Below are 234 nucleotides of genomic sequence, written 5' to 3'. Positions count from 1 at the left end.
GTTTCTATGATGACAGGAATAACTGTAAATAGAGGTGCAGAAGCAGAAAGTCATCGTTTACACGAATTACCTCAACTAATTAAAGGGAAAGTAATTGGACAAGATGAAGCTGTTACGAAAGTAGTAAAAGCCATTCAACGAAGCAGAGGAGGATTAAAAGACCCTAACAAACCTATTGATTCGTTTAGTTTCTTAGGGCAAACTGGAGTTGGAAAAACACAATTGGCAAAAGTT

The 234-nt window shown here is 36.8% G+C and carries 1 pseudogene; it reads left to right on the top strand.

Annotated elements, in window-relative coordinates:
* A pseudogene (locus ACY2RW_RS16440) lies at positions 1-234 on the top strand (hypothetical protein); the annotation flags it as partial.

It is taken from the genome of Polaribacter sp. 2305UL8-11 (genome assembly GCF_058147165.1).
This window is presented reverse-complemented; position numbering and strand designations above follow the sequence as displayed.